The organism is Streptomyces sp. NPDC085866, from assembly GCF_044541035.1.
Classification (GTDB): domain Bacteria; phylum Actinomycetota; class Actinomycetes; order Streptomycetales; family Streptomycetaceae; genus Streptomyces.
Map to the genome: position 1 here is coordinate 143,664 of NZ_JBITSQ010000012.1, position 26,714 is coordinate 170,377.

General features: G+C 71.8%; 23 protein-coding genes, 1 other RNA gene and 1 pseudogene. 18 read left to right on the forward strand and 7 right to left on the reverse strand.

The features are described 5' to 3' along the window. Nucleotides 1-94: 94 nt before the first annotated feature. The 4 genes from ACIF83_RS29650 to ACIF83_RS29665 all read left to right on the forward strand — a co-directional run bounded on the left by ACIF83_RS29650 (nt 95) and on the right by ACIF83_RS29665 (nt 4,182). Complete coding sequence (locus ACIF83_RS29650; protein ID WP_399731412.1) at nt 95-1,282, forward strand: lipid-transfer protein; 1,188 nt, start codon at nt 95-97, stop codon at nt 1,280-1,282. A gap of 75 nt (nt 1,283-1,357) precedes the next feature. After that, on the forward strand, nt 1,358-2,806 hold the full coding sequence (locus tag ACIF83_RS29655; protein WP_393465787.1) for an MFS transporter: 1,449 nt from the start codon (nt 1,358-1,360) through the stop codon (nt 2,804-2,806). 51 nt (nt 2,807-2,857) lie between these two features. Then, nucleotides 2,858-3,397, forward strand: a complete 540-nt coding sequence (locus ACIF83_RS29660; protein WP_393465789.1) for a SigE family RNA polymerase sigma factor — start codon at nt 2,858-2,860, stop codon at nt 3,395-3,397. Between the two features lie 29 nt (nt 3,398-3,426). After that, nucleotides 3,427-4,182, forward strand: coding sequence for a hypothetical protein (locus ACIF83_RS29665; RefSeq protein WP_393465791.1), 756 nt, complete (start codon nt 3,427-3,429; stop codon nt 4,180-4,182). 22 nt (nt 4,183-4,204) lie between these two features. Here the strand turns inward: ACIF83_RS29665 and ACIF83_RS29670 are convergent, their stop codons facing one another. After that, a complete protein-coding gene (locus tag ACIF83_RS29670) occupies nt 4,205-4,816 on the reverse strand; it encodes a response regulator (protein WP_386572306.1) in 612 nt (203 codons plus the stop codon). A 226-nt stretch (nt 4,817-5,042) separates the two neighbouring features. Between ACIF83_RS29670 and ACIF83_RS29675 the strand changes: the two genes are divergently transcribed. Continuing rightward, on the forward strand, nt 5,043-6,611 hold the full coding sequence (locus ACIF83_RS29675; protein ID WP_399731417.1) for an alpha-L-arabinofuranosidase B: 1,569 nt from the start codon (nt 5,043-5,045) through the stop codon (nt 6,609-6,611). Here the strand turns inward: ACIF83_RS29675 and ACIF83_RS29680 are convergent. Beyond that, nucleotides 6,589-7,866 carry a sensor histidine kinase gene (locus ACIF83_RS29680; RefSeq protein ID WP_399731420.1) on the reverse strand — a complete coding sequence of 426 codons (1,278 nt, stop codon included), beginning with the start codon at nt 7,864-7,866 and terminating at the stop codon, nt 6,589-6,591. The genes ACIF83_RS29675 and ACIF83_RS29680 overlap by 23 nt on opposite strands. Before the next feature lie 368 nt (nt 7,867-8,234). On the opposite strand from ACIF83_RS29680, the gene ACIF83_RS29685 reads away from it, so the two are divergent. The 3 genes from ACIF83_RS29685 to ACIF83_RS29695 are packed head-to-tail and all read left to right on the forward strand — an operon-like array spanning nt 8,235 to nt 11,165. Then, entirely contained in the window at nt 8,235-9,110 is an 876-nt protein-coding gene (locus ACIF83_RS29685) for a MaoC/PaaZ C-terminal domain-containing protein (RefSeq protein ID WP_399731423.1), read from the forward strand. A 24-nt stretch (nt 9,111-9,134) separates the two neighbouring features. After that, nucleotides 9,135-10,211, forward strand: a complete 1,077-nt coding sequence (locus ACIF83_RS29690) for a Zn-dependent alcohol dehydrogenase (RefSeq protein ID WP_393465802.1) — start codon at nt 9,135-9,137, stop codon at nt 10,209-10,211. A 12-nt stretch (nt 10,212-10,223) separates the two neighbouring features. Further along, the gene (locus ACIF83_RS29695) at nt 10,224-11,165 is read left to right on the forward strand and encodes a 3-oxoacyl-ACP reductase (RefSeq protein WP_399731427.1); all 942 of its coding nucleotides are present in this window, start codon (nt 10,224-10,226) and stop codon (nt 11,163-11,165) included. Between the two features lie 431 nt (nt 11,166-11,596). On the opposite strand, the gene ACIF83_RS29700 is transcribed toward ACIF83_RS29695, so the two are convergent. Further along, a complete protein-coding gene (locus ACIF83_RS29700; protein ID WP_399731430.1) occupies nt 11,597-13,267 on the reverse strand; it encodes an arylsulfotransferase family protein in 1,671 nt (556 codons plus the stop codon). Between the two features lie 429 nt (nt 13,268-13,696). After that, nucleotides 13,697-14,866: a hypothetical protein gene (locus tag ACIF83_RS29705; RefSeq protein WP_398137281.1), complete on the reverse strand. Its 1,170-nt coding sequence runs from the start codon at nt 14,864-14,866 to the stop codon at nt 13,697-13,699. 188 nt (nt 14,867-15,054) lie between these two features. Here ACIF83_RS29705 and ACIF83_RS29710 point away from each other — a divergent pair, with 188 nt between their 5' ends. From ACIF83_RS29710 to ACIF83_RS29720, 3 genes are read left to right on the forward strand one after another with little or no spacing between them, the layout of a single operon-like run. Continuing rightward, entirely contained in the window at nt 15,055-15,894 is an 840-nt protein-coding gene (locus ACIF83_RS29710; RefSeq protein ID WP_398137280.1) for a Nif3-like dinuclear metal center hexameric protein, read from the forward strand. A 14-nt stretch (nt 15,895-15,908) separates the two neighbouring features. Then, entirely contained in the window at nt 15,909-16,652 is a 744-nt protein-coding gene (locus ACIF83_RS29715) for a zinc ribbon domain-containing protein (RefSeq protein ID WP_393466986.1), read from the forward strand. Nucleotides 16,653-16,664: 12 nt separating this feature from the next. Then, the gene (locus ACIF83_RS29720; RefSeq protein ID WP_399731434.1) at nt 16,665-18,017 is read left to right on the forward strand and encodes a bifunctional RNase H/acid phosphatase; all 1,353 of its coding nucleotides are present in this window, start codon (nt 16,665-16,667) and stop codon (nt 18,015-18,017) included. On the opposite strand, the gene ACIF83_RS29725 is transcribed toward ACIF83_RS29720, so the two are convergent. Both ACIF83_RS29725 and yaaA read right to left on the reverse strand, forming a co-directional pair. Then, the gene (locus ACIF83_RS29725) at nt 17,989-18,636 is read right to left on the reverse strand and encodes a bifunctional 4-hydroxy-2-oxoglutarate aldolase/2-dehydro-3-deoxy-phosphogluconate aldolase (protein WP_399731437.1); all 648 of its coding nucleotides are present in this window, start codon (nt 18,634-18,636) and stop codon (nt 17,989-17,991) included. The genes ACIF83_RS29720 and ACIF83_RS29725 overlap by 29 nt on opposite strands. A gap of 74 nt (nt 18,637-18,710) precedes the next feature. Beyond that, entirely contained in the window at nt 18,711-19,502 is a 792-nt protein-coding gene (gene yaaA / locus ACIF83_RS29730) for a peroxide stress protein YaaA (RefSeq protein WP_399731440.1), read from the reverse strand. 76 nt (nt 19,503-19,578) lie between these two features. On the opposite strand from yaaA, the gene ACIF83_RS29735 reads away from it, so the two are divergent. After that, complete coding sequence (locus ACIF83_RS29735) at nt 19,579-21,012, forward strand: RNB domain-containing ribonuclease (RefSeq protein ID WP_399731443.1); 1,434 nt, start codon at nt 19,579-19,581, stop codon at nt 21,010-21,012. Nucleotides 21,013-21,158: 146 nt separating this feature from the next. Here ACIF83_RS29735 and ACIF83_RS29740 read toward each other — a convergent pair whose 3' ends face one another. Then, nucleotides 21,159-22,802 carry an FAD-dependent monooxygenase gene (locus ACIF83_RS29740; protein WP_399731446.1) on the reverse strand — a complete coding sequence of 548 codons (1,644 nt, stop codon included), beginning with the start codon at nt 22,800-22,802 and terminating at the stop codon, nt 21,159-21,161. Nucleotides 22,803-22,849: 47 nt separating this feature from the next. Between ACIF83_RS29740 and ACIF83_RS29745 the strand changes: the two genes are divergently transcribed. The 6 genes and pseudogenes from ACIF83_RS29745 (at nt 22,850) to rnpB (ending at nt 26,704) form a co-directional block, all read left to right on the forward strand. Next, the gene (locus tag ACIF83_RS29745) at nt 22,850-23,470 is read left to right on the forward strand and encodes a TetR/AcrR family transcriptional regulator (protein WP_399731449.1); all 621 of its coding nucleotides are present in this window, start codon (nt 22,850-22,852) and stop codon (nt 23,468-23,470) included. A gap of 133 nt (nt 23,471-23,603) precedes the next feature. Continuing rightward, the gene (locus ACIF83_RS29750; RefSeq protein ID WP_399731452.1) at nt 23,604-24,014 is read left to right on the forward strand and encodes a DUF4260 family protein; all 411 of its coding nucleotides are present in this window, start codon (nt 23,604-23,606) and stop codon (nt 24,012-24,014) included. Nucleotides 24,015-24,018: 4 nt separating this feature from the next. Continuing rightward, nucleotides 24,019-24,528, forward strand: coding sequence for a TetR/AcrR family transcriptional regulator (locus ACIF83_RS29755; RefSeq protein WP_393466989.1), 510 nt, complete (start codon nt 24,019-24,021; stop codon nt 24,526-24,528). A 26-nt stretch (nt 24,529-24,554) separates the two neighbouring features. Continuing rightward, nucleotides 24,555-25,373 carry an AraC family ligand binding domain-containing protein gene (locus tag ACIF83_RS29760; RefSeq protein ID WP_399731454.1) on the forward strand — a complete coding sequence of 273 codons (819 nt, stop codon included), beginning with the start codon at nt 24,555-24,557 and terminating at the stop codon, nt 25,371-25,373. A gap of 89 nt (nt 25,374-25,462) precedes the next feature. Continuing rightward, a pseudogene (locus ACIF83_RS29765) lies at nt 25,463-26,179 on the forward strand (DMT family transporter); the annotation flags it as partial. Between the two features lie 118 nt (nt 26,180-26,297). Continuing rightward, an RNA gene (gene rnpB / locus ACIF83_RS29770) (RNase P RNA component class A) lies at nt 26,298-26,704 on the forward strand. The last annotated feature ends 10 nt before the right edge of the window (nt 26,705-26,714 follow it).

Genomic DNA, 26,714 nt, shown 5'->3' on the forward strand with positions numbered 1-26,714 from the left:
TCGGGCCTCTAATGAATCCTTGACCGGCTCATGGGTTTCTGATCTGGCGTCAGGCTCTGGTGTGTTGGTGGAACACGTTCTACTCTGGCGCGCCATGAAGGCCTATGTCGCCGGGGTCGGGATGACCCGCTTCGAGAAGCCCGAGACCCGGGAATGGCAGTACTGGGACATGGTGCGGGAGGCGGGTGGTGTGGCGCTCGCCGACGCCGGGGTCGCGTACACCGATGTGGAACAGGTTCCCGTCGGCTACTGCTTCCAGCCCTCGACCGCAGGCCAGCGCGCCGCCTACGAACTCGGCCTGACCGGAGTCCCCGTCTACAACGTCAACAACAACTGCGCGACCGGCGCCACCGCGCTGATGCTGGCCCGCCAGCTGGTGGAGGGCGGGGCGGCCGACTGCGTCCTGGCGCTGGGCTTCGAGAAGATGAAGAAGGGGGCGCTCGGGGGAGGGGCGGACGGGGGCGACTTCTCGACGTCCCCCGTCGCCCGGCACTACGGGATCATGGCCGCGCGGCACGGCTTCGAGATGACCCCGCCGACCGCGCAGATCTTCGGCGACGCGGCCCGCGAGCACATGGAGCGGTACGGCACCACCGAGGCCCAGCTCGCCGGGGTCGCCGCCAAGAACCACCGCCACTCGGCACACAACCCCTACGCCCAGTTCCGTGACGTGTACGAGGTGGCCGACATCCTCGCCGCGCGCATGGTGCACCGGCCGCTGACCAAGCTGCAGTGCTCGCCGACCTCGGACGGCGCGGCGGCGGCCGTGGTGGTGTCGGAGCGGTTCGCCGAGGAGCGCTCGCTGACCGGCCTGGTCGAGATCGCCGGGCAGGCCATGACCACCGACACCGAGGAGTCGTTCGCGTCCGGCTCGTGCATCGACGTCGTCGGACAGCCGATGTCCCGCGAGGCGGCACGGCAGGCGTACGAGCGGGCCGGGCTCGGCATCGAGGACGTGGACGTCGTGGAGCTGCACGACTGCTTCTCCGTCAACGAACTGCTGACCTACGAGGCGCTCGGCATGTGCCCGGTGGGCGAGTCCGGCAAGCTCGTGGAGTCGGGGGCGACGACGTACGGCGGCCGCTGGGTGGTGAACCCCTCCGGCGGGCTGATCTCCAAGGGGCACCCGCTGGGTGCGACCGGCCTCGCCCAGGCCGCCGAGCTGGTCTGGCAACTGCGCGGCGAGGCGGGGGAGCGGCAGGTGCGCGGAGCCCGGGTCGGCCTCGCCCACAACATCGGTCTGGGCGGGGCGGCGGTGGTCACACTGCTGCGGGCGGCGTAGGCCGGGTGTAGGTCGTACGACCCAGGACCCGGTGGTCCGAAATGCCGATGCAAGGACCGTAATTGGGTTGAGAGCATGACACCCATGCTGGAAGCCGCCGACACCTCGCCCCTCATATCCCGCCGCGTCGCCCTGCCCACCTGGCTGGTGGTGACGCTGGCCTGTGCCGGACAGTTCCTGGTCGTGCTCGACGTGTCCGTGGTGAACGTCGCCCTGCCGTCGATGCGCACCGACCTCGGGCTGAGCACGGCGGGCCTCCAGTGGGTGGTGAACGCGTACGCCATCGCCTTCGCCGGGTTCATGCTGCTCGGCGGGCGGGCCGGTGACCTCTACGGCCGCAAGCGGATGTTCCTCGTCGGGCTGGGCCTGTTCACGCTGGCGTCGCTGGGCGGCGGGCTGGCCCAGGACGGCTGGCAGCTGCTGTTGGCGCGGGCCGTGCAGGGGCTGGGCGCGGCAGTGCTGGCGCCCTCGACCCTGACGCTGCTGACGGCCGCGGTGCCCGAGGGGCCGGCCCGGGCCCGGGCGATCGCGACCTGGACCGCGGTGGGCGCCGGCGGCGGTGCCGCGGGCGGACTGGTCGGCGGGGCCCTGGTGGACGTGCTGGACTGGCGGTGGGTACTGCTGATCAACGTGCCCGTCGGCACGGTGGTGCTCGCCGGCTCGCTGCGGTGGCTGCCGGAGAGCCGCGCGGGGGACGGGCGGCGGCTCGACCTGCCGGGCGCGCTGCTGGTGACGGCGGGTCTGGCCACGCTGGCGTACGGCATCTCGCGGACCGAGAGCGAGGGGTGGACGGCGGCGGCCACGCTGGTGCCGCTGGTCGCCGGGCTCGCGCTGGTCGGGCTGTTCCTCGCCGTCGAGGCCCGCACTCCGGCCCCGCTGATGCCGCTCGGACTGTTCCGGCTGCGCTCGGTGGCGTCGGCGAACACGGCCATGTTCCTGAGCGGTTCGGCGATGTTCTGCATGTGGTTCTTCATGACGCTGTACGCGCAGAACGTGCTCGGCTACTCGCCGCTGGTGGCCGGACTCGCGCTGGTGCCCAGCTCCCTCGCGGTGGTGCTCGGCTCCAAGCTGGCACCCCGCTTCCTGCCCACGCTGGGCGCGCGCACCGTGGCCGTGGTGGGGGCGCTGATCGCGGCCGCCGGGTTCGCGTGGCAGTCGACGATGACCGCGCACGGCGCCTACCTGACCTCCGTCATGGGCCCGGGGATCCTGATGATGCTGGGCGCCGGGCTCTCGGCGACGCCGCTGGCCGCGCTCGCCACCTCGGGGGCGTCGCCCTCCGACGCCGGGCTGGTGTCCGGTCTGGTCAACACCTCCCGCACGATGGGCGGTTCGCTGGGGCTCGCGGTGATGTCGACGATCGCGGCGACGCGTACGGCGCACACCGGGAGCGGCGTCGGGGCCGAGGCCCTGACCGAGGGGTACGCGCTGGCCTTCCGGACCGGGACCGGGGTGCTGCTGGGCGGGGTGGTGCTCATGCTGCTGTGGCTGCCGAAGAAAATTTCGGCGAGTTCCGTGAGGTGAGGCAACGGTCCGGGCGGCCCATGGACTCCTTTTGACATCTAGGAGGTGCCCATGGGGGACGGGAAGCAGGCTCGGAACGAGGAGTTCCAGAGCTTCATGATCGGCCGCTGGCCCCGGCTGATGCGTACGGCATTTCTCCTCACGGGGGAGCAGCACGCCGCGGAGGACCTGGTCCAGTCGACCCTCGAACAGGTCTACGTGGCCTGGCGCAGGGTCGGCTCGGCCGACGACCCGGAGGCGTACGTACGGCGCGTGATGATCAACGCGCATGCGCGCAAACACAGAAGAAGGCTGAAGGAGTTCCTCGCACCGAGGGACGACTCGGGCCTGGTGCACGAGGTGCCCGACACGGGCGACCGCATCGCGCAGGCCGACGACCGCAGCGCCCTGCTCAAGGCGCTCGCCCAACTGCCCCCGCGGCAGCGGGAGGCGGTCGTCCTGCGCTACTGGGAGGACCTGACGGAGACCCAGGCGGCGGAGGCGATGGGCTGCTCGGTCGGCACGGTGAAGAGCAACGCGGCCAAGGGGATCGCGAAACTCCGCGCCATACCGGGACTGGCCGAGATGGTGACGCAGGGAGGGCGGAAGTGATGAGCGCGGACCGGAACAGGAACCACGACATGAGCCAGACGGACATCGCCCTCCTCCTCGCGGACGCCGCGGACGAGGTCGAGATCGGTATAGCCCCGGTGCAGGCGGTCATGCGCGGCGGCCGGCGGCGCAGAGCACGGCGCTGGGCGGTGGCGACGGCCACGGCGCTGGTGGTGGCCGGGTCGACGGGGGCCCTGGCGGTGACGGGGCTGCCGGGCGGGGACAGCGGTCACGGCGACCGGGGGGCGGTGGTGGCCACTCGGCCGCCGACGGCAAAGGAGCGGCATGTGTACGAGCCGCAGCGGACCGAGCTGGCCCGGGGGATGTATCGCGGCAAGCAGTGGCTTGCCGCCGTCGAGTTGTGGGGAGCGCCGCGCGACCAGGCGGAAGCGGCCCGGCAGTTCCAGGCCATGGACAGGCTGGGGCTCGAGCCGGCGGAGGTCCACAAGCCCGCCGACCTGATCGGCAAGGTCTCGTTCTTCGTGACCCGGGCCTACGGCGACCACCGCCCGCAGCAGGTGATGTTCAACACGGTGAAGAAGCTGGAGCGCTTCTCGGGCAAGGACCTGGAGGCCGCCGCGACCCGTCTGGGGTACGAACCCGAGAGCTCCGGCCGTCTGGTGATCGGCATGGTCGCCAACACCGCCCAGCAGGTCAAGTGCACCTGGAAGGACGGCACGAGCACCGTGGATCTGCCTCAGCGGGCGGCCGGCTTTCCGATGAGCTGGTTCGGGTGCGTGGCGCCGGAGGGGACCAGCTACGAGTCGGCGGAGGTGATCCAGTAGGGCGAGCCGGGCGGGGCGGTGCTCAAAGCCACCCCTGCTGCCGGGCCTCCCGCACCGCCTCCGCCCGGTTCCGCGTACCCGTCTTGCCGATGGCGGACGAAAGGTAGTTGCGGACCGTGGACTCGGACAGATGGAGCCGGCCGGCGATGTCGGCGACCGTCGCCCCGTCCGCCGAGGCCTTGAGCACATCGCACTCCCGGGCGGTCAGCGGATTCGGCCCGGCGCTGAGCGCGGCCGCGGCCAGCGCCGGATCGACCACGGTCTCCCCGGTGAGCACGCGCCGGATCGCCTGGGCCAGCTCCTCCACAGGCCCGTCCTTGACCAGGAATCCGGCCGCTCCGGCCTCCATGGCCCGGCGCAGATAGCCGGGCCGGCCGAAGGTCGTCAGGATCAGCACCCGGCAGTCCGGCGCCTGCTCGCGCAGCTCGGCGGCCGCGTCCAGGCCGCTGATGCCCGGGAGTTCGATGTCCAGCAGAGCCACGTCCGGCCGGTGCAGCAGTGCGGCCGCCACGATCGCGTCACCGGTCGCGACCTGGGCGACCACCTCGATGTCGTCCTCCATGCCGAGCAACAGGGCGAGCGCGCCGCGCATCATGCCCTGGTCCTCGGCGAGGAGGACCCGGATGTTCTTCACGGCCCCAGCGTAGCCAAGGGCGGGAAATTAAAGAATCGTCATGGTTCGAGTCCGCAGGGGTTGACGGCCCACGGGGGCCCGCAAACAATCGCCTCTGCATTTCCGGTAATTGTTCGGCATTTCGACGTCGAATGGGTTCGGTATTTCGATCGAACGACGTTCGGTATATCGACCCACTCGGCCGCTCCCCCCCCGCACCGCCCTACGAGGAACCGAAGAGGTGCACGTGCTCCCCACACTCCTGCGCTCATGTCCGCGGCGGCTCAGAAAAGCCGCCCTGTCCGTACTCGCGGCCTTCGCCACCATCGCCGCGCTCGTCGTCGGCGTCGGCGCCCCGCAGGCCGCCGCCGCGAGTTCGCTGCCCTGTGACGTCTACGCGGCCGCGGGCACGCCCTGCGTCGCCGCGCACAGCCTGGTCCGGGCGCTGTACTCGTCGTACAGCGGCTCGCTCTACCAGGTGAAGCGAGCCTCCGACGGCGCCACCGCGAACATCGGCCTGCTGGCCACCGGCGGCTACGCCGACGCGGCCGCCCAGGACTCGTTCTGCTCCGGCACGACCTGCATCATCACCGAGATCTACGACCAGTCCCCGCGCCACAACGACCTCACCGTCGAGGGTGCGGGCGGGGCCGGCGCGGCCGACGTCGGGGCGCCCGCGGACGCCCTGCCGGTGACTGTCGGCGGACACCAGGTCTACGGCCTGGAGATCTCCGCCGGCATGGGCTACCGCGACAACTCCACCTCGGGTGTGGCCGTGAACGGGCAGGCCGAGGGGATGTACATGGTGACCTCCGGCACCCACGTCAACGGTCGCTGCTGCTTCGACTACGGCAACGCCGAGACGAACAACCTGGACACCGGCAACGGCCACATGGACGCCATCAACTTCGGTACCGAGTGCTGGTTCTCGCCCTGCTACGGGCAGGGGCCGTGGGTGCAGGCCGACCTGGAGAACGGGCTGTTCCAGTCCGACGCCGGGTACAGCAAGAACACGTCCAACACCGGCACCGGACCGCTGCCGTTCGTGACCGCGCTGCTGAAGAACAACGGGCAGAACCATTTCGCGCTGAAATACGGCAATGCGCAATCCGGCGGGCTCACCACCACCTATTCCGGCGGTGAGCCGACCACCAGTGGCTACTCGCCGATGCACCAGGAGGGCGCGATCGTCCTCGGCACCGGCGGCGACAACAGCAACGGCTCCATCGGGTCCTTCTTCGAGGGCGTGATGACCTCCGGCATCCCGACGGACGCCGCCGACGACGCCGTCCAGTCCGACATCGTCTCCGTGGGCTACGGCGGCCCGACCGGCAGCACCGGCACGCTCAGTGCCGGCTCGGAGATCTCGCTGCGCGCGACGACCTCCTGCTGCACCACCGACTACGTTCGCCACCAGAACGACGCGGCCGTCATCTCCTCGGTCACGTCCGGCAGTTCGTCCCTCGACAAGAGCGACGCGACCTGGATCGTGCGCCGGGGGCTCGCCGACAGCTCCTGTGTCTCCTTCGAGTCGCGCAACTACCCCGGCGACTTCCTGCGCCACTACAACTACCGGCTCTACCGGCAGCCCATGGACGGCACCAGCCAGTTCCGGGCCGACGCCACCTTCTGCCCGCAGACCGGCAGGAGCGGCACGGGCACCTCGTTCGCCTCGTACAACTACCCGACGAGATACCTGCGCCACTACAACCTCAACGTCTACATAGCGAGCAACGGCGGCTCCAACGCCTGGGACAGCAGCACCTCGTGGAGCGACGACGTCAGCTGGGCGGTCAGCCCGCCCTGGGCGCCGTAGCCGCACCCACGGCGGTCAGTTCCGTCGGCTCCACCGGGAGTTCGGCGGTGACCGCGAAGCCGCCGCGCGGCGACGGGCCGGCCCTGAGGGAGCCGCCCGCCGCCGCGAGGCGCTCGGTCAGGCCCGTCAGACCGGTGCCGCCGATGCCCTCGGCAGGGCGCGTGACGGCCTTGCCGGTGCCGTTGTCGGTGACGGTGAGCCGGGCCTGCTCGGTCGTGCTCTCGATGGTGATCTCGCAGCGGGTGGCATCGCTGTGCCGGACCACGTTGGTGACCGCCTCGCGCACCACCCAGCCGAGCAGCGCCTCGGTCTGCGGGGCCAGCGGCGTCCCGGACTGGCGCACCACCGGCTCCACGCTGGACGCGGACAGCGCCGAGCGGGCCCGGGTCAGCTCGGTGGCCAGGCTGCCCTCGCGGTAGCCGGTCACCGCCTCGCGGATCTCGGTGAGCGCCTGCCGGCCCACCGACTCGATGTCGCCGATCTGGGTGAGCGCCGCGTCCATGTCGCGCGGGGCAAGCCGCCGGGCGGCCTCCGACTTCACCACGATCACCGACAGGGTGTGGCCGAGCAGGTCGTGCAGATCGCGGGAGAAGCGCAGCCGCTCCTTCTCCACCGCCCGCCGGGCCAGCTCCTCCCGGGCGGCGCGCAGCTCCCGCACGGCCTCGGACAGGCCGAGGATCGCGGCGGTCACCATGCTCGACAGGAAGGTCGCGTAGCCGATGTTCGTCGCGTCCCCCCAGCCGTCGCGGACGCCGGAGACGGCTCCCGCGTACACCGAGAGCAGCACGCCGGTGCGGCCCAGCCAGGGGCCGCGCAGGGTGGCGCCGGTCGCGAGGCCCAGCAGCGGGAAGAACATCAGCCAGTTGCCGCCGTATCCGACGGCCAGGCCCGTGGTCAGCAGGCCCATCAGCCCCAGCGCCACCCGGGTGGAGACCGCCTCGCGCTTCTCCCGGTCGAAGGCGCGGAAGGTGACGTAGACGTACAGCGAGTTGAAGGCGAGCAGCCCCAGGCCGCCGATCCACGGGTTCGGGGTCCTGCCCTGCAGCAGGTTGGAGAAGGACCCCATCCCCATCAGCAGCCAGGGCAGCAGCGCGAAGCCGGTGGGCGGCGGGCCCGGATGGTCGACGTCCGCGGCGTTCCCGTTCTTCCGGGCGGCCCGTTGCGCGACCCGGAACCGCTCCATGTCCGCCTGCCACCGGGCCCGTGCCTCCCGTACGGCCCGGATCCGGCATCTCACCCGCGTCCACCACGACATCTCTTCGTCCCCCGATCAGATGGTCCCCGCCTCGCGGCGGTGCGGCAGCACAGCGTACGAAGCGAACGCCGGCGGCCAGTTGGTCAGCACGATGATCGCACCGGGCGCGGCACGCTGCGTCCGGGTCATGCCTACGACGGTAGGAGTCCGGGACCGGTCCCCGGCAGATGCGGATGTCCGCACTCGGGCAGTACAAATGTCATCGCCCGATCACCTGACACAGTGTCAGTAGCCTTCACAAGTGCGGAGTGCTGGGCTATACAGGGGGCGCCGGACTGGAACGCGTTCTAGATCCGCCCGTGGACGACCTCGGTGCGGCCGACGGTGCGGACGTCCGCACCGAGGTCTTGAGACCCGTCAGGAGCCCCATGCCCATCGACGCAGCCTTGGCCCTCGCCGCCGAGCCCCGGACCGGTGAGATCACCTGGACCACCAAGGACGTCCAGCTCTACCACCTCGGCATCGGCGCCGGCGCGAACCCGGACAAGGACAGCCCCGCCACCGACCCCGACGAGCTGCGTTACACCCTGGAGTCCCGGCTGCACGTGCTGCCCAGCTTCGCCACCGTCGCCGGCGCCGGCTCGCCCGGGGTGATCAGCGGCCTGTCCGTGCCCGGTGTCGACGTGGACCTGGCCCGGGTCCTGCACGGCGGCCAGACCCTGCGGATCCACCGGCCCCTGCCGGCCGAGGGCACCGCCACCGCCACCGGCCGCATCGCCGCCGTGTACGACAAGGGCAAGGCCGCCGTCCTCGTCATGCGCACCGAGGTCGCCGACGCCGAGGGCCCGCTGTGGACCAACGACGCCCAGATCTTCGTACGCGGGGAAGGCGGCTGGGGCGGCGACCGCGGCCCCTCCACCCGACCGGAGCCGCCCACCGGCGAGCCCGACCGGACCGTCGAGCGCCCGATCCGCGCCGACCAGGCGCTGCTCTACCGCCTCTCCGGCGACTACAACCCCCTGCACGCCGACCCGGAGTTCGCCAAGCTCGCCGGGTTCGACCGGCCCATCCTGCACGGGCTGTGCACCTACGGCATCACGCTCAAGGCGGTCGTGGACACGCTGCTCGGCGGCGACGTGACCCGGGTGCGCGAGTACACCACGCGGTTCGCCGGGGTCGTCTACCCGGGCGAGACCCTGCGCATCCGGATGTGGCGCGAGCAGGGCCAGGTGCGGGTCGCGGTGAGCGCACTCGAGCGGGAGGACGCGCCCGTCCTGGCCGACACCATCGTTCAGCACTCCTGAAGAGCCTCCGAGGGGAGCCGCACCATGCGCGCAGCCGTACTGCACGAGATCGGCCAGGAAAAGCTGGAGATCCTCGACGACATCGAGGCGGTGGGCTTTGGCCCCGGCAAGGTGAGGGTCCGGGTGCGGGCCACCGGACTGTGCCACTCGGACCTGTCCGCGATGAACGGGGTGCTGCCCCAGCCGGCCCCCTTCGTGCCCGGTCACGAGGGCGCGGGCGAGATCCTCGAAGTCGGCGAGAACGTGACCCGCCTGAAGCCCGGCGACCGGGTCGTCATCTGCTGGCTGCCCGCCTGCGGCGCCTGCCCCGCCTGCAAGCGCGGCCAGACCGAGCTGTGCCTGGCCGGGTTCATGAACGCGGGCACCCCCAACTTCAAGCGCCCCGGCGGTGACGTCTTCGGCTTCGCCGGCACCGGCACCTTCGCCGAGGAGGTCGTGGTGGACGCCGGCTGCGCGGTGCCGATCCCGGACGACGTGCCCTTCGACATCGCCGCCCTCATCGGCTGCGGGGTGACGACCGGACTCGGTGCCGCCCTCAACACCGCCGACGTGGAGGCCGGTTCGTCGGTCGCCGTCATCGGCTGCGGCGGCGTCGGCATCTCAGCGGTGCAGGGGGCGCGGCTCAAGGGCGCCGCCGAGATAGTCGCCGTGGACCCGGTCGCCTCCCGGCGCGAGTCCGCGCTGAAGTTCGGTGCCACGAAGGCCGTTTCACCGGAGGAGCTGGCCGACGCCAAGCAGCAGGTCACCGGCGGTGAGGGCTTCGACTACGTCTTCGAGGTCGTCGGCAGGTCCGCCACCGCCCGCACCGCGTACGAGAACACCCGGCGCGGCGGCACCCTCGTCGTGGTCGGCGCGGGCGCCATGGACGACTTCCTGCAGCTCAACATGTTCGAGCTGTTCTTCGACGAGAAGCGGATCCTGCCGTCCATGTACGGCGGCGGGGACGTCCTGAGCTCCTACGAGCGCACCATCGCCCTGTGGCGGGCGGGCCGCGTCGACCTGGAGGGCCTGATCACCCACCGGGTGCCGCTGGCGGAGATCAACGAGGCCCTGGACCAGATGCGTACCGGGACGGCCCTGCGTACGTGCATCGAGATCTGAGGACGGAACGGAATGCCACTGCCACTTGAGGGACTGTCCGCCGTCGTCACCGGCGCCGGGCGCGGTCTCGGCCGGGCCGAGGCACTCGAACTCGCCCGGCTCGGCGCGGCCGTCGTCGTCAACGACTACGGACAGCCGGGCCGCGACGGCTCCGGCGAGTCCTCTGCCGGCCCCGCCGCGGAGGTCGCCGCCGAGATACGCGAGAGCGGCGGCCGGGCGGTCGCGCACACCGGAGACGTCGCCGACTTCCAGCAGGCCCGGGAGCTCGTCGGCCTGGCGATCGCCGAGTTCGGCAAGCTGGACATCCTCGTCAACAACGCGGGCATCCTGCGCGACCGCATGATCTTCTCCATGACCGAGGACGAGTGGGACTCGGTGATCCGCGTCCACCTCAAGGGACACTTCAACACCACCCACTTCGCCGCCGCACACTGGCGGGACCGCGCCAAGGCGGCCGGGGCGGAGGTGTACGGGCGGATCGTCAACACCTCCTCGGAGGCGTTCCTGGCCGGCTCGGCCGGACAGCCCAACTACGCGGCCGCAAAGGGCGGGATCGTCGGTCTGACCACCTCCACCGCCCTCGCCCTCGCCAAGTACGGCGTCACGGCCAACGTGATCTGCCCGCGCGCCCGGACCCGGATGACCGCGGACGTCTTCGAGGGCTTCCAGGAACCGGACGAGGGCAGCCTCGACCCGCTCGCCCCCGAGCACGTCGCGCCGCTCGTCTGCTACCTCGCCTCACCCGCCGCCGCCCGGGTCAACGGGCAGCTGCTCGTCGTCCACGGCGGCATGGTCGCCGTGGTGGAACGGCCGCGGGTGCAGGCGAAGTTCGACAGCAAGCAGGAGACCTTCACCCACGACGAGCTGGACGCGCTGCTCACCCCGCACTACGCGCAGCGGCCGCCGCAGGAGACGTTCGCCGCGGCCGAGGTGCTGGGTCTCAAACGCGGCTGAGGACCGGGCCTCGAGCGCGGCTGGACACAACGGGAGAACGGGAGAACGGGAGAACGGGAGAGGGGGTGCCCGCCGGTCGACGGGCACCCCCTCTTTTCCACTACCGTCAGGCAGCCGCCTCGGCGGTCTCCTGAGCCGGCTTACGGTGACGCCCACGCGGCGCCGTCTCTCCGTCCTGGGCCGCGATCGGGCCCCGGTGTCGGCCGTGTCCGGCCGCGTCCTGAGAGTCGGCAGACAGCGGTTGAGTCGTGCTGGTGTCGCTCATCGGAAGAATTCACCCCGTCAACAAGATCTCTTACAGCGCGGCGAGTGTAACCGGCACACCGCGGGCCGAATCCAGGCGGGCACGCCGACCGGTGCTACTTCGTTACAAGTCGGCCGAGAAGGGCGGTCGTCGCCGAGCAGGATCGCCGTCTTCGAAGGGCCGGCCGTCAACGGGTCAGGGTCACGACGTCGGAGGACTTGAGGACGTGCCCCTCTTCATCCAACGCCTTGACCTGGAAGTACGGTCCTGGATCGGCCGTCGGGACCGCCGTCTCGAACCCGGTCCGCGCGGCGTGCCGCTCGACCACCGACAGGGAAGCGGGGTCCGGTCCCGCGAGCACCCGCCACGCTCTGGTCTGCGTCGAACCGTTCCAGGAGGCGTAGACGACACTGTGCCCGCCGTCGGTCTTCGCCGCCGCGCTCGGCGGATAGTAGGGCTCGCCCACCCACGTGTTCCGGAAGGCCCGGTACGAGATGTTCGAACCCGGCAGCTTCACGTCGTAGAGCAGGTTCTTCGAGCCGTTGCCCTCCGTGTTCCCCGCGTGGGCGTATTCCGAGTAGTACGAACTCTGGCCCCATCCGATGAACTCGTTGCCGTTGGCGAGGGCCTGGGTGTTCCCTTGGGATGCCGAGAACAGCGGTGGCTGGTGATAGTAGGTCCGCGCGGCGGTCGCGGTGTGGTTGTCGAAGTCCAGGTCCAGGATCAGGCCGTGGGACTCCTGTTCCGGTGAGCCGCCCGGCTGGTTGCAGCAGCCGTCGTCGAACAGGCTGATCCGGTTTCCCGGCCGGAATCGCGCGTCGTGCTGCCAGTAGAATTTCGCGTCGGGTCCGAAGGTGAAGTCGCTCTTCTTGCCACCGAGTTGCCACCGGATCTTTTTCGTCCTCCCGGAGATGTCGTAGATCGCCCAGAAGTTCCGGACCGAGATCAACAGCTCACCTCCGGAACCCTCGTCGACCGAGTTCAGGTGGTAGGCGTCCCATACCCCGCCTGACGTCGCCGCGTCGGAGGCCGGCACCTCGGAATCGGCGGGGTCCAGGTGGTCCAGCAGGTCCCATGAGAAGACGAGCTTCCTTGTTTTCAGGTCGACTTCCTGGATCTCGCTGTCCAGGATGGCCCCGTCCTTCGGACCCCCGTAGGGGCGGAGATCCATGGGGACCGGCTTGGTCGCGATGAACAGTGCGGTCCCCCTGCGGGTCAGGAGGAATTCGTGCTCGTCCGCGTTGAAGCCGTGCTGGGCGGAGACCGTGGTGATCAGGCGGTAGTGATTGTCGTAGATGTAGTAGCACCCGCCCGGTTCGGGAGCGCCGCCCGGCAGGTTCGTGTACGTGGGCGGAATGGCGATGGATCCCTGCCACCAGGTCAGCACCGGCTGAGCTTTGCCGCTCTCGGGATGGTGATAGGTCTGAACCTTGAAGTCGGCGTTCTGGAGGTCGGGGGAGGACAGGGGGCGGTACCAGACCGGATCGCCGGAGTTGTCGGAGATCAGTGCCCCCGTCTGACCGACCACGGGGGCGCCGATGGCATAGGGGCCGACGAAGATCTTGCCGGGCGCCGTTCCGGGCTTGTGCGCAGTCACCGTGACCTTCTGAGGGTGAAGCTCCGGCGCGGAGACGAAGCTCCACACGTCGCTGCCCGAAGTGATCGGCGGCGGGGTGGTCGCACTGCCGGTCGGGGGAGCGGGCTTCGTCGCGCACAGCCGCGGCCGGTCCGGTCGGGGACCGGCCGCGGCGGGGGGCGAGCAGATGGCGAAGGCCAACCCCGCGGCCAGCACGCAGGCCCCTGTGGTGCGGCTCAGCCGTCTTCTCCCCCGGCGAGCACCCGGTCGTCTCTCCGCCATGTCCCGTCTCCTCGCGCCCCTTGCACCTTTGTCAGAATTGCGGGAGCTGTCGCCCTCTGGTGAAGGTAGGTGCCACCGTCGGCCCGCGCCTCTTGTAGGCCCGGTGCGGTGAGCCATTCGGACGCGGTGGCCGCGTGCGCACTGCCCCACGTGGGCGGGGCCGGGGCCACCAGCCCGTCGCTGCCGGTCGCGCAGATGACGGCGCTCCTGGACCGATGATCTTCGGCCTGTTCCGGCTCCTCGGTCACCAGTTCGCCCCGCGCCTCGCGGACGCAGGGCACACTCTGCTGTACCGCTCCGAGAACCGCTCCACATCCGAGCGCACGAACCCCACCCTTGGGGCACTCACCTCATCCACGCGCCACAGCGACCAGCCGTCAGCCCGGGTGCCACATCATGTGACGCCGAACTGCGCTCTCCGCGCGGTTTCTACTCGCCCCCGAGAGGCGCCTGTTGCAGCGGTACCGGACGGACCGTCACCGGTCCCGGAGGCTCCGGTTCCGCCGCCTCCCAGGGCGCCTCGGGCACCCCGGCAGCCGTGCCGTTCCGGACCGGATCCCCCGGACCCGCGTCCTCCATGGGCGCCGTCAGCTCCGCCACGCCGCACGGGACCTCCCCCGTGGCGTACGGCAGCCGCAGCACCCCGTCCTGCGTCCACAGCCCGGCCCCGGTCAACCACCCCTCGGGCGCTGGGAGATGACGCACCTGTCGCTCGGCCGGCCGCCAGATGCCGACCCAGCCGCCGAACGGCCCCTCGATACGCAGCGCCACCGCGCAGCTCTCCGGCATCAGCACCTGCCCCGGCTGGATCGCGAACGGCGTCACCGCGCAGTCCTGGAGCCGCAGACACTCCGGGAAGCGCACCGGCAACATGCTGCCCATGACCCCCCAGCCCAATCGTTCCTGCCCGGGGGAGGGCGCGTCCGAGGAGATCAGCAGCAGCCCGCTGTCCGGGTCGGCCAGCAGCAACCGGTCGTCGCTGCCCTCCGTGATCTGCAGCAGGGGCGAGATCTCGCCGCCGCGCTCCAGGTCGATCACGACCGTCTTGGTGCGCCCGCCCAGTTCCCGGTCCACCGCGAGCATCCGCCCGCCACGGTCCAGCCAGACCCCGCCCGAGCAGCGCCCCGGCACCTCCGCCAGCTGCTCGGGCCCGAAGGTGCCGCCAGCCACCAGCCACACCGCGCTCGCACGCGGACCGACCGCGAGGGCGTACGCGCGCACCCCGCCCGGCGCCGGCGGCAGCAGCGTGAGCCGGGTGCCCGGCTCCGGACACTCCACCGCGCCCAGCGGCAGCTCGCCGGTGTCGGGGCCGGTCGGGTACAGCAGCGAGAAGGTGTGCCGGCGCTCCACCAGCCGCTGGATCAGCACCCGTCCGTCCGCCATCGGCTGCACCTGGGTGCCGGGCTCCTCCGGCTGGTTGCCGGGCAGCGGCACCGCGTACGGCTCCGGGCCGTCCAGGGTCCAGCGCTCCGGGAACCAGGAGTCGCCGCCCAGCGCGAGACGGGCCGCGTACGCGCCGTCCGCCGTGATGGCGCACCGCTTCCCCGGCACACCGTCGTCCTCGCCGGTGGAGGGGGGTTCGATCGCACAGGCAGTCATCGTTCGGTCACCTCCGGCGACGAAGCTAGTTATCGCACGCGCAGGCGTGGGATCGCCCGGCCCCGGCTTCACACATACGGGTGGTGCAGAAGCGATTCCTCTGAGGAGGTCGGGGCGTTTGTGCTGAGCGGGACCAGCGGGAGCGGATGCGGTACAGCCCGGCAGAACGGCCAGGTAGCCTTTTCCCCGTGCCCCGTCTGTCTGAAGTCATCGCCGCGCTGGAGAACCTGTGGCCCGCCGAGCGGGCCGAGTCCTGGGACGCGGTCGGCACGGTCGTGGGCGACCCCGACCAGGAGGTCACCCGGGTCCTGTTCGCCGTCGACCCGGTGCAGGACATCGTCGACGAGGCGGTGAAGCTGGGCGCCGACCTGCTCGTCACCCACCATCCGCTCTACCTGCGCGGTACGACCACGGTCGCGGCCACGCACTTCAAGGGCCGGATCGTGCACAAGCTGATCAAGAACGACATCGCGCTGCACGTCGCCCACACCAACGCCGACACCGCCGACCCGGGCGTCTCGGACGCCCTCGCCGGCGCGCTCGACCTCCGTGTCGTACGCCCCCTCGTGCCGGACCCGACCGACCCCGAGGGCCGCCGGGGCCTGGGTCGCGTCTGCGAACTCGACCACCCGCTGACCGTGCGCGAGCTGGCCGCCCGCGCCGCCGAGCGGCTGCCCGCCACCGCCCAGGGCATCCGGGTGGCCGGCGACCCCGAGGCCGTCGTCCGCACGGTCGCCGTCAGCGGCGGTTCCGGCGACAGCCTCTTCGACCAGGTCCGCGCGGCCGGTGTCGACGCCTTCCTCACCGCCGATCTGCGCCACCACCCCGCCTCCGAGGCGGTGGCCCACGGCCCCCTCGCGCTGCTCGACGCGGCGCACTGGGCCACCGAGTGGCCCTGGTGCGAGCTGGCCGCAACCCAGCTCGACGAGATCTCCGACCGCCACGGCTGGGACCTGCGCGTCCACGTGTCCAAGACGGTCACCGACCCCTGGACCGCCCACGCGGCGTCCAACGTCACCACTAGCTAACCGGGAGCCCCCAACTGAACGCCGCGCCCGCCGACCAGATCCGACTCCTCGACGTCCAGGCCCTAGACGTCCGCCTGCAGCAGCTGGCACACAAGCGGAGGTCGCTGCCCGAGCACGCCGAGATCGAGTCGCTGAACAAGGACCTGACGCAGCTGCGCGACCTGCTGGTTGCCGCGCAGACCGAGGAGAGCGACTGCGCCCGCGAGCAGACCAAGGCCGAGCAGGACGTGGACCAGGTGCGCCAGCGCGCCGCCCGCGACCAGCAGCGCCTGGACTCCGGCGCCGTGACCTCGCCGAAGGACCTGTCCAACCTCCAGCACGAGATCACCTCCCTCGCCAAGCGTCAGGGCGACCTGGAGGACATCGTCCTCGAGGTCATGGAGCGCCGGGAGAGCGCGCAGGAGCGGGTGACCGAGCTGACCGGGCGGGTCGGGTCCGTGCAGTCGAAGATCGACGACGCGGGCGCCCGCCGGGACTCGGCCTTCGAGGAGATCGACGGTGAGGTCGCCTCGGTGACCAAGGAGCGCGAGGTCATCGCCGCCTCCGTCCCCGCGGACCTGCTCAAGCTGTACGACAAGCTGCGCGAGCAGCAGGGCGGCATCGGTGCGGCCAAGCTGTACGCCCGCACCTGCCAGGGCTGCCGCCAGGAGCTGGCCATCACCGAGCTGAACGAGATCCGTTCGGCGGCGCCGGACACGGTGGTCCGCTGCGAGAACTGCCGCCGCATCCTGGTGCGTACGGCCGAGTCGGGTCTGTAAGGGGCCGGGGCGGTGCGGGAGTTCATCGTCGAGGCCGACGGCGGGTCGCGGGGCAACCCGGGGCCCGCGGGCTACGGGTCCGTGGTGATCGACGCGGCGACGGGGGAGGCCCTGGCGGAGGTCGCGGAGTACATCGGCATCGCCACGAACAACGTGGCCGAGTACCGGGGCCTGCTGGCCGGCCTGCGCGCCGCGCACGCTCTCGACCCCACCGCCCGGATCCACGTCCGCATGGACTCCAAGCTCGTCATCGAGCAGATGTCGGGCCGCTGGAAGATCAAGCACCCCTCCATGAAGCCCCTCGCGGCGGAGGCGGGCCAGGTCTTCCCCGCGGACCGGATCACCTACGAGTGGATCCCCCGCGAACAGAACAAATACGCCGACCGCCTGGCCAACGAGGCCATGGACGCGGGAGCCAAGGGCGGCCAGTGGTCCTCGTCCGGGTCCAGGGCTGCCCTGGATACCCCGCGCCCCGTCCCCGAGCCCTCGGGCCCACCGGGGGACGCGGCAGCGGGCGCGGCGAAGGCGCGGGCGGCAATGGCGCAAGGCCGGGCAGCCGATGCCGCAGCAGCCGACGCAGCTACGGGCAGCCGTGCAGCCGACGCAGCTGCGGGCAGCCGTGCCGCTGGGGCGGCGCCCGTCCCAAAGGAAGGCGCACCTCCCAGCGAGCAGCGACCTACCACCCCCGACGAGCAGCACCGCACCAGCACCCCCGGCTGGAGCGCCGCTCCCGACCTCGGCGCCCCCGCCACCTTCGTCCTGCTCCGCCACGGCGAAACCCCCCTCACCCCCCAGAAACGCTTCTCGGGCAGCGGCGGCACCAACCCCTCCCTCTCGGACGCGGGCCGCGAGCAGGCCCACCGAGCAGCAGAGGCACTCGCCAGGCGAGGCACGATCCAGACGATCCTCGCCTCCCCTCTCGCCCGCACCCGCGAGACCGCCGGCATCGTCGCCGCCCGCCTCGGCCTGGACGTCACGATCGAGGACGGCCTGCGGGAGACCGACTTCGGTGCTTGGGAGGGCCTCACCTTCGGCGAGGTCCGAGAGCGCCACCCGGACGACCTGAACGCCTGGCTCGCCGACCCCGAGGCCCACCCCACCGGCGGCGGCGAGAGCTTCGCGGAGACCGCCACCCGGATGGAGACCACCAGGGAGAAGCTGGTCGCGGCCCACGCGGGCCGCACGGTCCTGCTGGTCACCCACGTCACCCCGATCAAGACCCTCGTGCGCCTTGCCCTGGGCGCCCCGCCCGAATCGCTGTTCCGCATGGAACTCTCCGCCGCCTCCCTGTCGGCGGTGGCCTACTACGCGGACGGCAACGCGAGCGTGCGGCTGTTCAACGACACGTCCCACCTGCGTCCCTGAGCCCGGCGGCGGTCCGCGCCAGCTCCTCGATCCGGGCCCAGTCCCCGGCGGCCATCGCGTCCGCCGGGACCATCCAACTCCCGCCCACGCAGCCGACGTTGGGAAGGGACAGATACTCCGGCGCGGTCGCGGGCCCGATCCCGCCCGTCGGGCAGAAGCGGGCCTGCGGCAACGGACCGGCCAGGGACCTCAGGTAGGCGGTACCGCCCGCCGCCTGCGCGGGGAAGAACTTCATCTCGCGCACCCCGCGCTCCAGCAGTGCCACCACCTCCGAGGTGGTCGACACCCCCGGCAGGAACGGCACCCCGGACGCCCGCATCGCCGTCAGCAGCACGTCCGTCCAGCCGGGGCTGACCAGGAACCGCGCCCCGGCCGCCACACATGCGCCCACCTGCTCCGGCGCGATCACCGTGCCCGCCCCGACCACCGCGTCCGGCACCTCACCGGCGACCGCGCGGATCGCGTCCAGCGCGGCCGGCGTCCGCAGCGTCACCTCGATCGCGGGCAGCCCGCCGGCCACCAGCGCACGGGCGAGCGGTACGGCGTCGGCGGCGTCCTCGATGACGACGACGGGCACGACGGGCGCGAGGTCCAGCACAGACGAGGGCATGCCGCTCATCCTGCCGACGTGATGCAGGCTACGCAAAGGGCATTGCATATGTTGCAACACTCAAGGGGGGTGTCAGGGAAGGCTCAGTGGATCTCCTCCACCAGCACGTCCAGCGACCATGCCTGCCCCGCCTTCGCCGGCGCCTGGGCCTCCACGACGTACCCGAGGTCCCGCAGCGCCTCCACCAGCTCGGCCGGACCCTTCGGCGCGGCTCCGGCCGACAGCAGGCTCCGTACGATCCGCCCCTTCGTCGCCTTGTTGAAGTGGCTGACGACCTTCCGGGTCGGCGCGTGCAGCACCCGTACGGTCGCCGTACGCCCGGCCACCTCACCCTTCGGCTTCCAGGCGGCCGCGTACGCGGCGGAACGCAGGTCCAGGACGAGCCCGTCCCCGGCGGCCTCGGGCAGCACCAAGGCCATCGGCGTCCGCCAGTGGGCGCCCAGCGCCCCGAGCCCCGGCAGCTTCACGCCCATCGAGCACCGGTAGGAGGGGATGCGGTCGTTGACGCGCACCGCGCCCCACAGCCCCGAGAACACCAGCAGAGACCGTGCGGCCCGCTTCTTCGCGGCCGCGTCGAGGGTGGCCAGGTCGAGGGCGTCGTACAGCACACCCGTGTAGATCTCCCCGGCGGGCCGGGCCCCGGCCGTGCGCAGTCCGGCGTTCTTCGCGACCTCGCCGCGCAGCCCCTCGCTCAGCCCGAGCACCTCGCGCGCCTTCTCGTTCTGCTCGGGGTCCCCGGCGCACAGTTCGACCAGCTCCGCGAGCACCGCCTCCCGCGCGTCGCTCAGCCCCGGCAGGGACAGCGACTCCAGCTTCAGCGGGGCGCCACGGCCCGAGGACGCCTTGCCTTCCGAGGGCGGCAGCAGGACAAGCACGGGTGGTACTCCTTCTCTCCGGTTCTGCGCCAGGGTACGGGGTGCTGCCCCAGCGCCTTCGACCTACGCTCGACACATGCCCCGCCGCAAGATCCGCGTGACCGGCGCCCCCGAGGTCCCTCTCCGGGCCGCCCTCGCCGCGCTCCGCGCCGAACTCGGCATACCGGACGTCTTCCCGGCCGAGGTCCAGGCGGAGGCCGAGCGGTCGGCACAGGCGCCCACCCTCCCGTCGTACGACGCCACGGACCTCCCCTTCTTCACCGTCGACCCGCCCGGCTCCACCGACCTCGACCAGGCGACGCACCTCTCCCGGCAGGGCACCGGCTTCCGGGTCCGGTACGCCATCGCCGACGTCGCCGCCTTCGTCGTACCCGGCGGACGCCTCGACTCGGAGGCGCACAAGCGGGTGAACACCCTCTACTTCCCCGACCAGAAGGTCCCGCTGCACCCCGCCGTGCTCAGCGAGGGTGCCGGGAGCCTGCTGCCCGACCGGACCCGGCCCGCCGTGCTGTGGACGCTCGACCTGGACGCGGAGGGCCGTACCGTCGCCGTCGACGTGCGCCGGGCCCTGGTGCGCAGCCGGGCGAAGCTCGACTACGCGGACGTGCAGCGGCAGATCGACAGCGGCACGGCCGAGGAGCCGGTCGCGCTGCTCAAGGAGATCGGGCTGGCCCGGGAGCGCCTGGAGGTGGAGCGCGGCGGCATCTCGCTGGGCGTCCCCGAGCAGGAGATCACCGAACGGGACCACGGCTACGAGCTGGCCTTTCGCGCCCCGCTGCCCGCCGACGGCTGGAACGCCCAGCTCTCCCTGCTCACCGGCATGGCCGCGGCGGACCTGATGACGGCCACCGGCACCGGCATCCTGCGCACCCTCCCAGCCGCGCCCGACGGCGCCGTGGCCCGGCTGCGCCGTACCGCGGTCGCCCTGCGCATCGACTGGCCGCACCATGTGTCGTACGCGGCGCTGATCCGCACCCTCGACCCGCACGACCCGCGCCATGCGGCCTTCCTCCAGGAGTGCACGACCCTGCTGCGCGGCGCGGGCTACACCGTCTTCCGGGACGGCAACCTGCCCGCGATCACCACCCACGCCGCCGTCGCCGCCCCCTACGCCCACTGCACCGCCCCGCTGCGCCGCCTCGCCGACCGCTACGCCGCCGAACTCTGCCTCGCGGCCGCCGCCGGCCGCACCCCGCCCGACTGGGTCCTTGCCGCACTCGACGCCCTGCCCCAGCAGATGGCCGACGGCACCCGCCGCGCGGGCACGGTCGAGCGGGAGTGCGTCGACATCGTCGAGGCAGCCCTCCTCAAGGACCGGGTCGGAGACGTCTTCGACGGCTGCGTGGTCGACCTCTCCGACCACGAACCGACCGTCGGCACCGTGCAGTTGGAGTCCCCGGCCGTGATCGGCCGGATCGAGGGTGAGCACCTGCCGCTCGGCGAACGCCTGCGGGTCCGCCTCGTCCGAGCGGATCCGGGCAGGGCGAAGATCCTGTTCACACCCGCGTGAGGGCCCGTACGAGGCCGTCCGGGTCCTCGGCGTGCAGACGGATCACGCTCGCCGTAGTGCCGCGCCGCGCGTGTCGTGACGCCGACGGCGGAGGCGAGTTCTCCGATCCGCATGGGACCCGTACAGGCGTTGACGTCGCGGCAGGGTCAAGCGGCGGGCCGGGCGGTGTCGGTGGGTGCGCCGAGCCAGCGCTCCAGGACCTCGGGCAGGGCCTTGCCGCCCTCCTGTCCGTCCGTCGCCCATGCCGTGAACCCGTCGGGCCGTATGAACAGCGCGGCCAGGTCCGGCCGGCCCGGGCAGGCAACGGTAAGGATGTCCAGCCGGTCGCCGTACCCCTCGGCGCGGGCGCGTAGCTCGGAGTCGTCCGCGAGGTCGAGCAGCAGGGCCCGGCCGGTGTGCAGATGCTCGCCGAGCCGGGTGCCGTCGGCGAGTTCCAGGTCGGGGGCGCTGCGGCCGGTCAGCGGATGGTCGCCGGGCAGGTCGTACCGCTGCCAGACCCCGGAGATCTGCGTGACCAGATAGGTGGTGCCGGTGGTGGTCAGGGCCATGTCGGTCACCACCCGGCGCAGGGCCCGGGCGTGCCGGTCGGGGCGCATCAGCGCGATCTGGGCGCGGGTCCAGTCGAGCACCCAGGCACCGAGCGGGTGCCGTTCGGCGGTGTAGGTGTCCAGCAGCGCCTCGGGCGCCCGGCCGCGCACCACGGCAGCGAGCTTCCAGCCGAGGTTCATCGCGTCCCCGATGCCGAGGTTGAGCCCCTGCCCGCCGAACGGCGAGTGCACATGCGCCGCGTCGCCGGCGAGCAGCACCCGGCCCCTGCGGTAGTCCGTGACCTGGCGGGCGTTGTCGGTGAACCGGGTCGCCGTGACCACCTTCGTGATGCTCACCTCCGGCACGCCCGACACCCGGCGCAGGCTGGCCTGCAGCTCCTCGGCGGTGACGGGCGCCGACCGGTCGGCCGGGGGCCCGTCGAACTCCACACTCAGGACGCGGCCCGGGAAGGGCCCGTGGACGTAGGTCCCGACGTCGGTCGTGTTCCAGCCCGCGCCCAGTCGCTCGGTGCCGGTCATCTCCACCACCGCCTGGTAGCCGGTGATCTCCGGGTCCGTACCCGGGAAGTCGAACCCGGCGAGCTTGCGGACGGTGCTACGACCGCCGTCGCACCCCACGAGCCAGCGGGCCCGGATCTCCTCGGGGCCACTCTCGCGATCAAGGATGTGCACGGTCGCCCCGTGCCCGTCCGCGTCCCCCTCCGCGTGGCCGTGCCCGCCCCCGTCCGAGTGCCCGTCGGCGTCCGCCGTGAAGCCGGTCAGCTCCACGCCCCGGCGCACCTCGACGCCCAGCTGTGCGGCCCGCCGGGCCAGGATCCGCTCCAGCTCGGCCTGCGGCACACCGAGACCGGCCTCGGCGGCCGGGCCGACCTCGGCCCACAGCGGGTCGGACCCGTCGAAAAGATCGGGGTCCATCATGATCCCGGCGAAGTGCCCGGCGAACTTGGGGGGCACGCGGGGCCGGTCGCCTTCGCCGCCGTCCTTCCGGAAGGTGCGCATCCGTTCCAGCGCCGCCTCCCACACCGCCGCCATCTCCGGCAGCAGGCCCCTCCGGTAGAACGCCACCGCGCTCGGGATGTTGACCGCGCCCGCCTTGATCGTCTCGTCGACCTCGGTCAGTCTCTCCACGACCAGCACCCGAGCCCCGCCGAGCCCCAGCTCACAGCCGAGGAAGAGCCCCACCGGGCCGGCGCCGGCCACCACCACGTCGTAATCCGTCGTCATGTTCTCGCTCGCCGTCATGGTTTCACTGTAGTCACTAAAAATTTCGAGCGGCTATAGTTTTTTCCATGAACAAGGGCCGGGGTCCAGAGCCTTCTCTGAGGGAGCGCAAGAAGCGGGAGACGCGGCAGCGGATCTCGGACATCGCCACGCTGCTCTTCGCGCAACGCGGCTTCGACGCGGTGACGGTCGCCGAGGTGGCCCGCGAGGCAGGCGTGTCCACCATGACCGTCTTCAACTACTTCCCGCGCAAGGAGGACCTGTTCCTCGACCGCATCCCCGAGGCGGCCGAACTGTTCGCCGTGGCCGTACGCGACCGCGCCCCCGGCGAGCCCCCGCTGGCCGCCCTGCACCGCCTCGCGCTCCGACTCCTCGACGAGCGGCACCCGTTGAGTGCCGTGGCGGAGAGGTTCGTGCACTTCTGGCGGGTCGTCATCGACTCACCGGCCTTGCGTGCCCGCGCCCGCGAGGGGGTCGAGGAGGTCGAGTCCGCCCTGGCCGCGGCCCTGGCCGAAACGGAAGTGGCCGACCCGTACCTGCTGGCCGCCCTGACGGTCGCCGCGTACCGCACGGTGTACGTCACCTCGGCGCGCCGGCTGATGGCCGGGGATCCGGTGGAGGAGGTCGCGGAGGATCACCACGCCCGGCTGGAGGCTGCGTTCGCCGCGCTGGAGCGGGCGACCTCCTAGTCGACTCCCTCGGTCGACTCCCTCGGTCGACCCCTGGCCGCCGCCCCCTTGACGGCTAACGCTGTTAGCCATACCGTCATGGCTAACGACGTTAGCCAATCCGGCCCCGCGCCGTACGACCCCGGAGGCAGCCATGTCCGCCACGACCACGAGTGCCACCTCACCCCTCACCGTCCTGTGCCGCACGGCCTGGCTCGCGGGAGCCCTGTTCTGGTCCGCCTTCGCGGTGCTGGAGGCCATGAACCACGGCTGGCTCGCCGGCACCCTCGCGCTCGTCCTCCTCGTCCTGCCGGACCTCACCTTCCTGGTCGCGCTGGACGCGGCACCGCACATGGCGAAGGGTCAACTGGCGCCGCGCGCGGTGCCGTACTACAACGCGATGCACCGGGCCCTGGTCCCGCTGGCGCTCATGGCGGCGTACGCGTTCGGCCCCTTCACCTGGGCCCCCGCCTTCGCGGCGCTGTGCGGCTGGCTGGCCCACATCTCGTACGATCGCGCCTTCGGATACGGACTGCGGACGAAGGAGGGCTTCCAGCGTGGCTGAGCGTCTGACGCCGAGGGCACGAGAGATCGCGACGGCGGCGCGGGCCCTCCTGGAGGAGTCCGGGGCCGCCGCCCTCACCATGCGCAGCCTGGCCGACCGCCTCGGTATCAAGGCCCCGTCCCTCTACAAGCACTTCCCCGACAAGCACGCAGTAGAGGTCGAGCTGACGGCACAGATGCTGACGGAATCGGCCGAGGCCCTGGAGGCGGCCGAGGCCCACACCCCCGGCTCCCTGGAAGCGCTGGCCGAGGCCTACCGCGCCTACGCCCTCACCCACCCCCACCTGTACTGCCTGGCCACGGAACAGCCCCTCCCGCGCACCGAACTCCCCGAAGGCCTCGAAGACCGGGCCGCCCTTCCCCTGCTGCGGGCCTGCGCCGGGGACCTGGACCTGGCCCGCGCGGCCTGGGCCTTCGCCCACGGCATGGTGATCCTGGAGATCCACGGCCGGTTTCCGGCCGACGCCGACCTGGACGCGGCATGGAAGCGGGGCCTGAAGGCGTTGCACCCTTAGCAGGAAGTACGGCAGGGGAGCGTGCGATGGCGGAACAGGCGCTGTGGACGAGAGCGCGACTGGGCCGTTGCGGCCCCCCGCTCGACCTCCTGACCGCGAACTTCCACCGGCACACCTACGCCCCGCACGCCCACGACGAGTACACGATCGGCGTCTGCGTGGGCGGCTCCGAGGTGATCGACTACCGCGGCGGCCACATCCGCACCGGCCCCGGCACGATCGTCGTCCTCGAACCCGGCGAGATGCACACGGGCGGCCCAGGCACCCCCACCGACGGCTACGCGTACCGAGCCCTGTACGCGGAGCCGTCCCTACTGGCGGACGGCACCCTGGGCACCCTCCCGCACTTCCGCGAACCACTCCTGGAGGACCCCGAACTGGCCAAGGCCCTGCGCGTGACCCACACGGAACTCAGCGCGTGCCCCGACCCCTTGGAAGTCGAATCCCGCCTCCCCTGGCTCCTGACGGCCCTGTCCCACCGCCACTCCACGGCAAGACCGGTCTCGCACCACATCCCCGGCGCGGCCACCCTTGCCCTGACGGTCCGCGACCGCCTGGCGGACGAACTGACGGCCCCGCCTTCCCTGGCCCTACTCGCGTCCGACCTCGGCCTCTCCCGCTACCAGCTCCTACGGGCGTTCCGTACGGCGATGGGGGTACCGCCGTACGCGTGGCTGGCCCAGCACCGGGTGACGCGGGCACGAGGCCTGCTGGAGGCCGGACTGCACCCGGCCGAGGTGGCGGGCCTGGTGGGCTTCGCCGACCAGGCGCACCTGACCCGCTGGTTCCGCCGCGTACTGGGGGTGACCCCGGCGGCGTACCGCAACAGCGTTCAAGACACCTGACGAGGGGACGACCGAAACTCGACCCCATGACTGCACGTGGCTGGTTCCTGTTCTCCCTGATGGGAGTGGTCTGGGGCATTCCCTATCTGATGATCAAGGTGGCGGTGGGTGACCTGTCCCCCGCCATGGTGGTGTTCACGCGCTGTGCGCTCGGCGCGCTCCTCCTGCTCCCGTTCGCGATCCGCCAGGGCGACCTGATCCGTGTCGTCCGCGCTCACTGGCGTCCCATGCTGGCCTTCGCGTGCATCGAGATCATCGGCCCGTGGTTCACCCTCACCGACGCCGAACGGCACCTGTCCAGCTCCACGGCGGGTCTGCTGATCGCAGGCGTACCGATCGGCGGGGTGCTCCTGGCCCGCTTCTTCGGCGACACGGAACGCCTCGGCGTGCGGCGGGTCGCGGGCCTGGCCTTGGGCCTCGCCGGCGTGGCGGTCCTCACCGTTCCCCACCTCACCGGCGGCGACGCTCGCTCGCTCGGCGAGGTCCTGCTGACCGTCCTGGGCTATGCGACGGCCCCGCTGATAGCCGCGCGGTGGCTGAAGGACGTCCCCACCCTCCAGCTCACGGCCCCGTGCCTGACCCTGGCCGCCCTGGTCTACGCCCCCGCGGCAGCGGCCACCTGGCCGTCCGCCGTACCGTCGGGCCAGGTCCTGGCCTCCCTCGCCGGCCTGGGCGTCATCTGCACGGCGCTGGCTTTCGTGGCGTTCCTGGAACTGATCAAGGAGGTCGGCCCGACCCGCTCGACGGTCATCACGTACGTCAACCCGGCGGTGGCGGTGGCGGCGGGCGCGCTGTTCCTGGACGAATCCCTGACGACGGGCATCGCGGTCGCCTTCACCCTGATCCTGGCGGGCTCGGTACTGGCCACGGCGACCGCCGGCCCACGCCGCCCCGCACGCCCGGTACCATGGTCGACACGGCAGACGAGCCGGGCGGACGGCCGCGTGGAGTCCCCCTAGGGGGCTTCCCGAGGAACGTCCGGGCTCCACAGGGCAGGGTGGTGGCTAACGGCCACCCGGGGTGACCCGCGGGACAGTGCCACAGAAAGCAAACCGCCGGGGGCTTCGGCCCTCGGTAAGGGTGAAACGGTGGTGTAAGAGACCACCAGTGCCCAGGGTGACCTGGGCAGCTAGGTAAACCCCACCCGGAGCAAGGTCAAGAGGAGCCGCTGTAAAAGGCGGCTCTGCGCGGACGTTCGAGGGCTGCCCGCCCGAGTCCGCGGGTAGACCGCACGAGGCCGACGGCAACGTCGGTCCTAGATGGATGGCCGTCGCTTCGAGGTCCGCGAGGACCCCGGAGAACAGAACCCGGCGTACAGCCCGACTCGTCTGCCTCTTTCTC

What these genes read in the sequence shown, in the direction of transcription:
- ACIF83_RS29745 (WP_399731449.1), top strand. Translation starts at nt 22,850, where the DNA reads ATGAACAAGGGCCGGGGTCCAGAGCCTTCTCTGAGGGAGCGCAAGAAG.
- ACIF83_RS29660 (WP_393465789.1), top strand. Translation starts at nt 2,858, where the DNA reads ATGGGGGACGGGAAGCAGGCTCGGAACGAGGAGTTCCAGAGCTTCATG.
- ACIF83_RS29700 (WP_399731430.1), bottom strand. Translation starts at nt 13,267, where the DNA reads ATGGCGGAGAGACGACCGGGTGCTCGCCGGGGGAGAAGACGGCTGAGC.
- ACIF83_RS29705 (WP_398137281.1), bottom strand. Translation starts at nt 14,866, where the DNA reads ATGACTGCCTGTGCGATCGAACCCCCCTCCACCGGCGAGGACGACGGT.
- ACIF83_RS29685 (WP_399731423.1), top strand. Translation starts at nt 8,235, where the DNA reads ATGCCCATCGACGCAGCCTTGGCCCTCGCCGCCGAGCCCCGGACCGGT.
- ACIF83_RS29650 (WP_399731412.1), top strand. Translation starts at nt 95, where the DNA reads ATGAAGGCCTATGTCGCCGGGGTCGGGATGACCCGCTTCGAGAAGCCC.
- ACIF83_RS29690 (WP_393465802.1), top strand. Translation starts at nt 9,135, where the DNA reads ATGCGCGCAGCCGTACTGCACGAGATCGGCCAGGAAAAGCTGGAGATC.
- ACIF83_RS29680 (WP_399731420.1), bottom strand. Translation starts at nt 7,866, where the DNA reads ATGTCGTGGTGGACGCGGGTGAGATGCCGGATCCGGGCCGTACGGGAG.
- ACIF83_RS29735 (WP_399731443.1), top strand. Translation starts at nt 19,579, where the DNA reads ATGCCCCGCCGCAAGATCCGCGTGACCGGCGCCCCCGAGGTCCCTCTC.
- ACIF83_RS29725 (WP_399731437.1), bottom strand. Translation starts at nt 18,636, where the DNA reads ATGAGCGGCATGCCCTCGTCTGTGCTGGACCTCGCGCCCGTCGTGCCC.
- ACIF83_RS29750 (WP_399731452.1), top strand. Translation starts at nt 23,604, where the DNA reads ATGTCCGCCACGACCACGAGTGCCACCTCACCCCTCACCGTCCTGTGC.
- ACIF83_RS29760 (WP_399731454.1), top strand. Translation starts at nt 24,555, where the DNA reads ATGGCGGAACAGGCGCTGTGGACGAGAGCGCGACTGGGCCGTTGCGGC.
- ACIF83_RS29740 (WP_399731446.1), bottom strand. Translation starts at nt 22,802, where the DNA reads ATGACGGCGAGCGAGAACATGACGACGGATTACGACGTGGTGGTGGCC.
- ACIF83_RS29695 (WP_399731427.1), top strand. Translation starts at nt 10,224, where the DNA reads ATGCCACTGCCACTTGAGGGACTGTCCGCCGTCGTCACCGGCGCCGGG.
- ACIF83_RS29665 (WP_393465791.1), top strand. Translation starts at nt 3,427, where the DNA reads ATGAGCCAGACGGACATCGCCCTCCTCCTCGCGGACGCCGCGGACGAG.
- ACIF83_RS29655 (WP_393465787.1), top strand. Translation starts at nt 1,358, where the DNA reads ATGACACCCATGCTGGAAGCCGCCGACACCTCGCCCCTCATATCCCGC.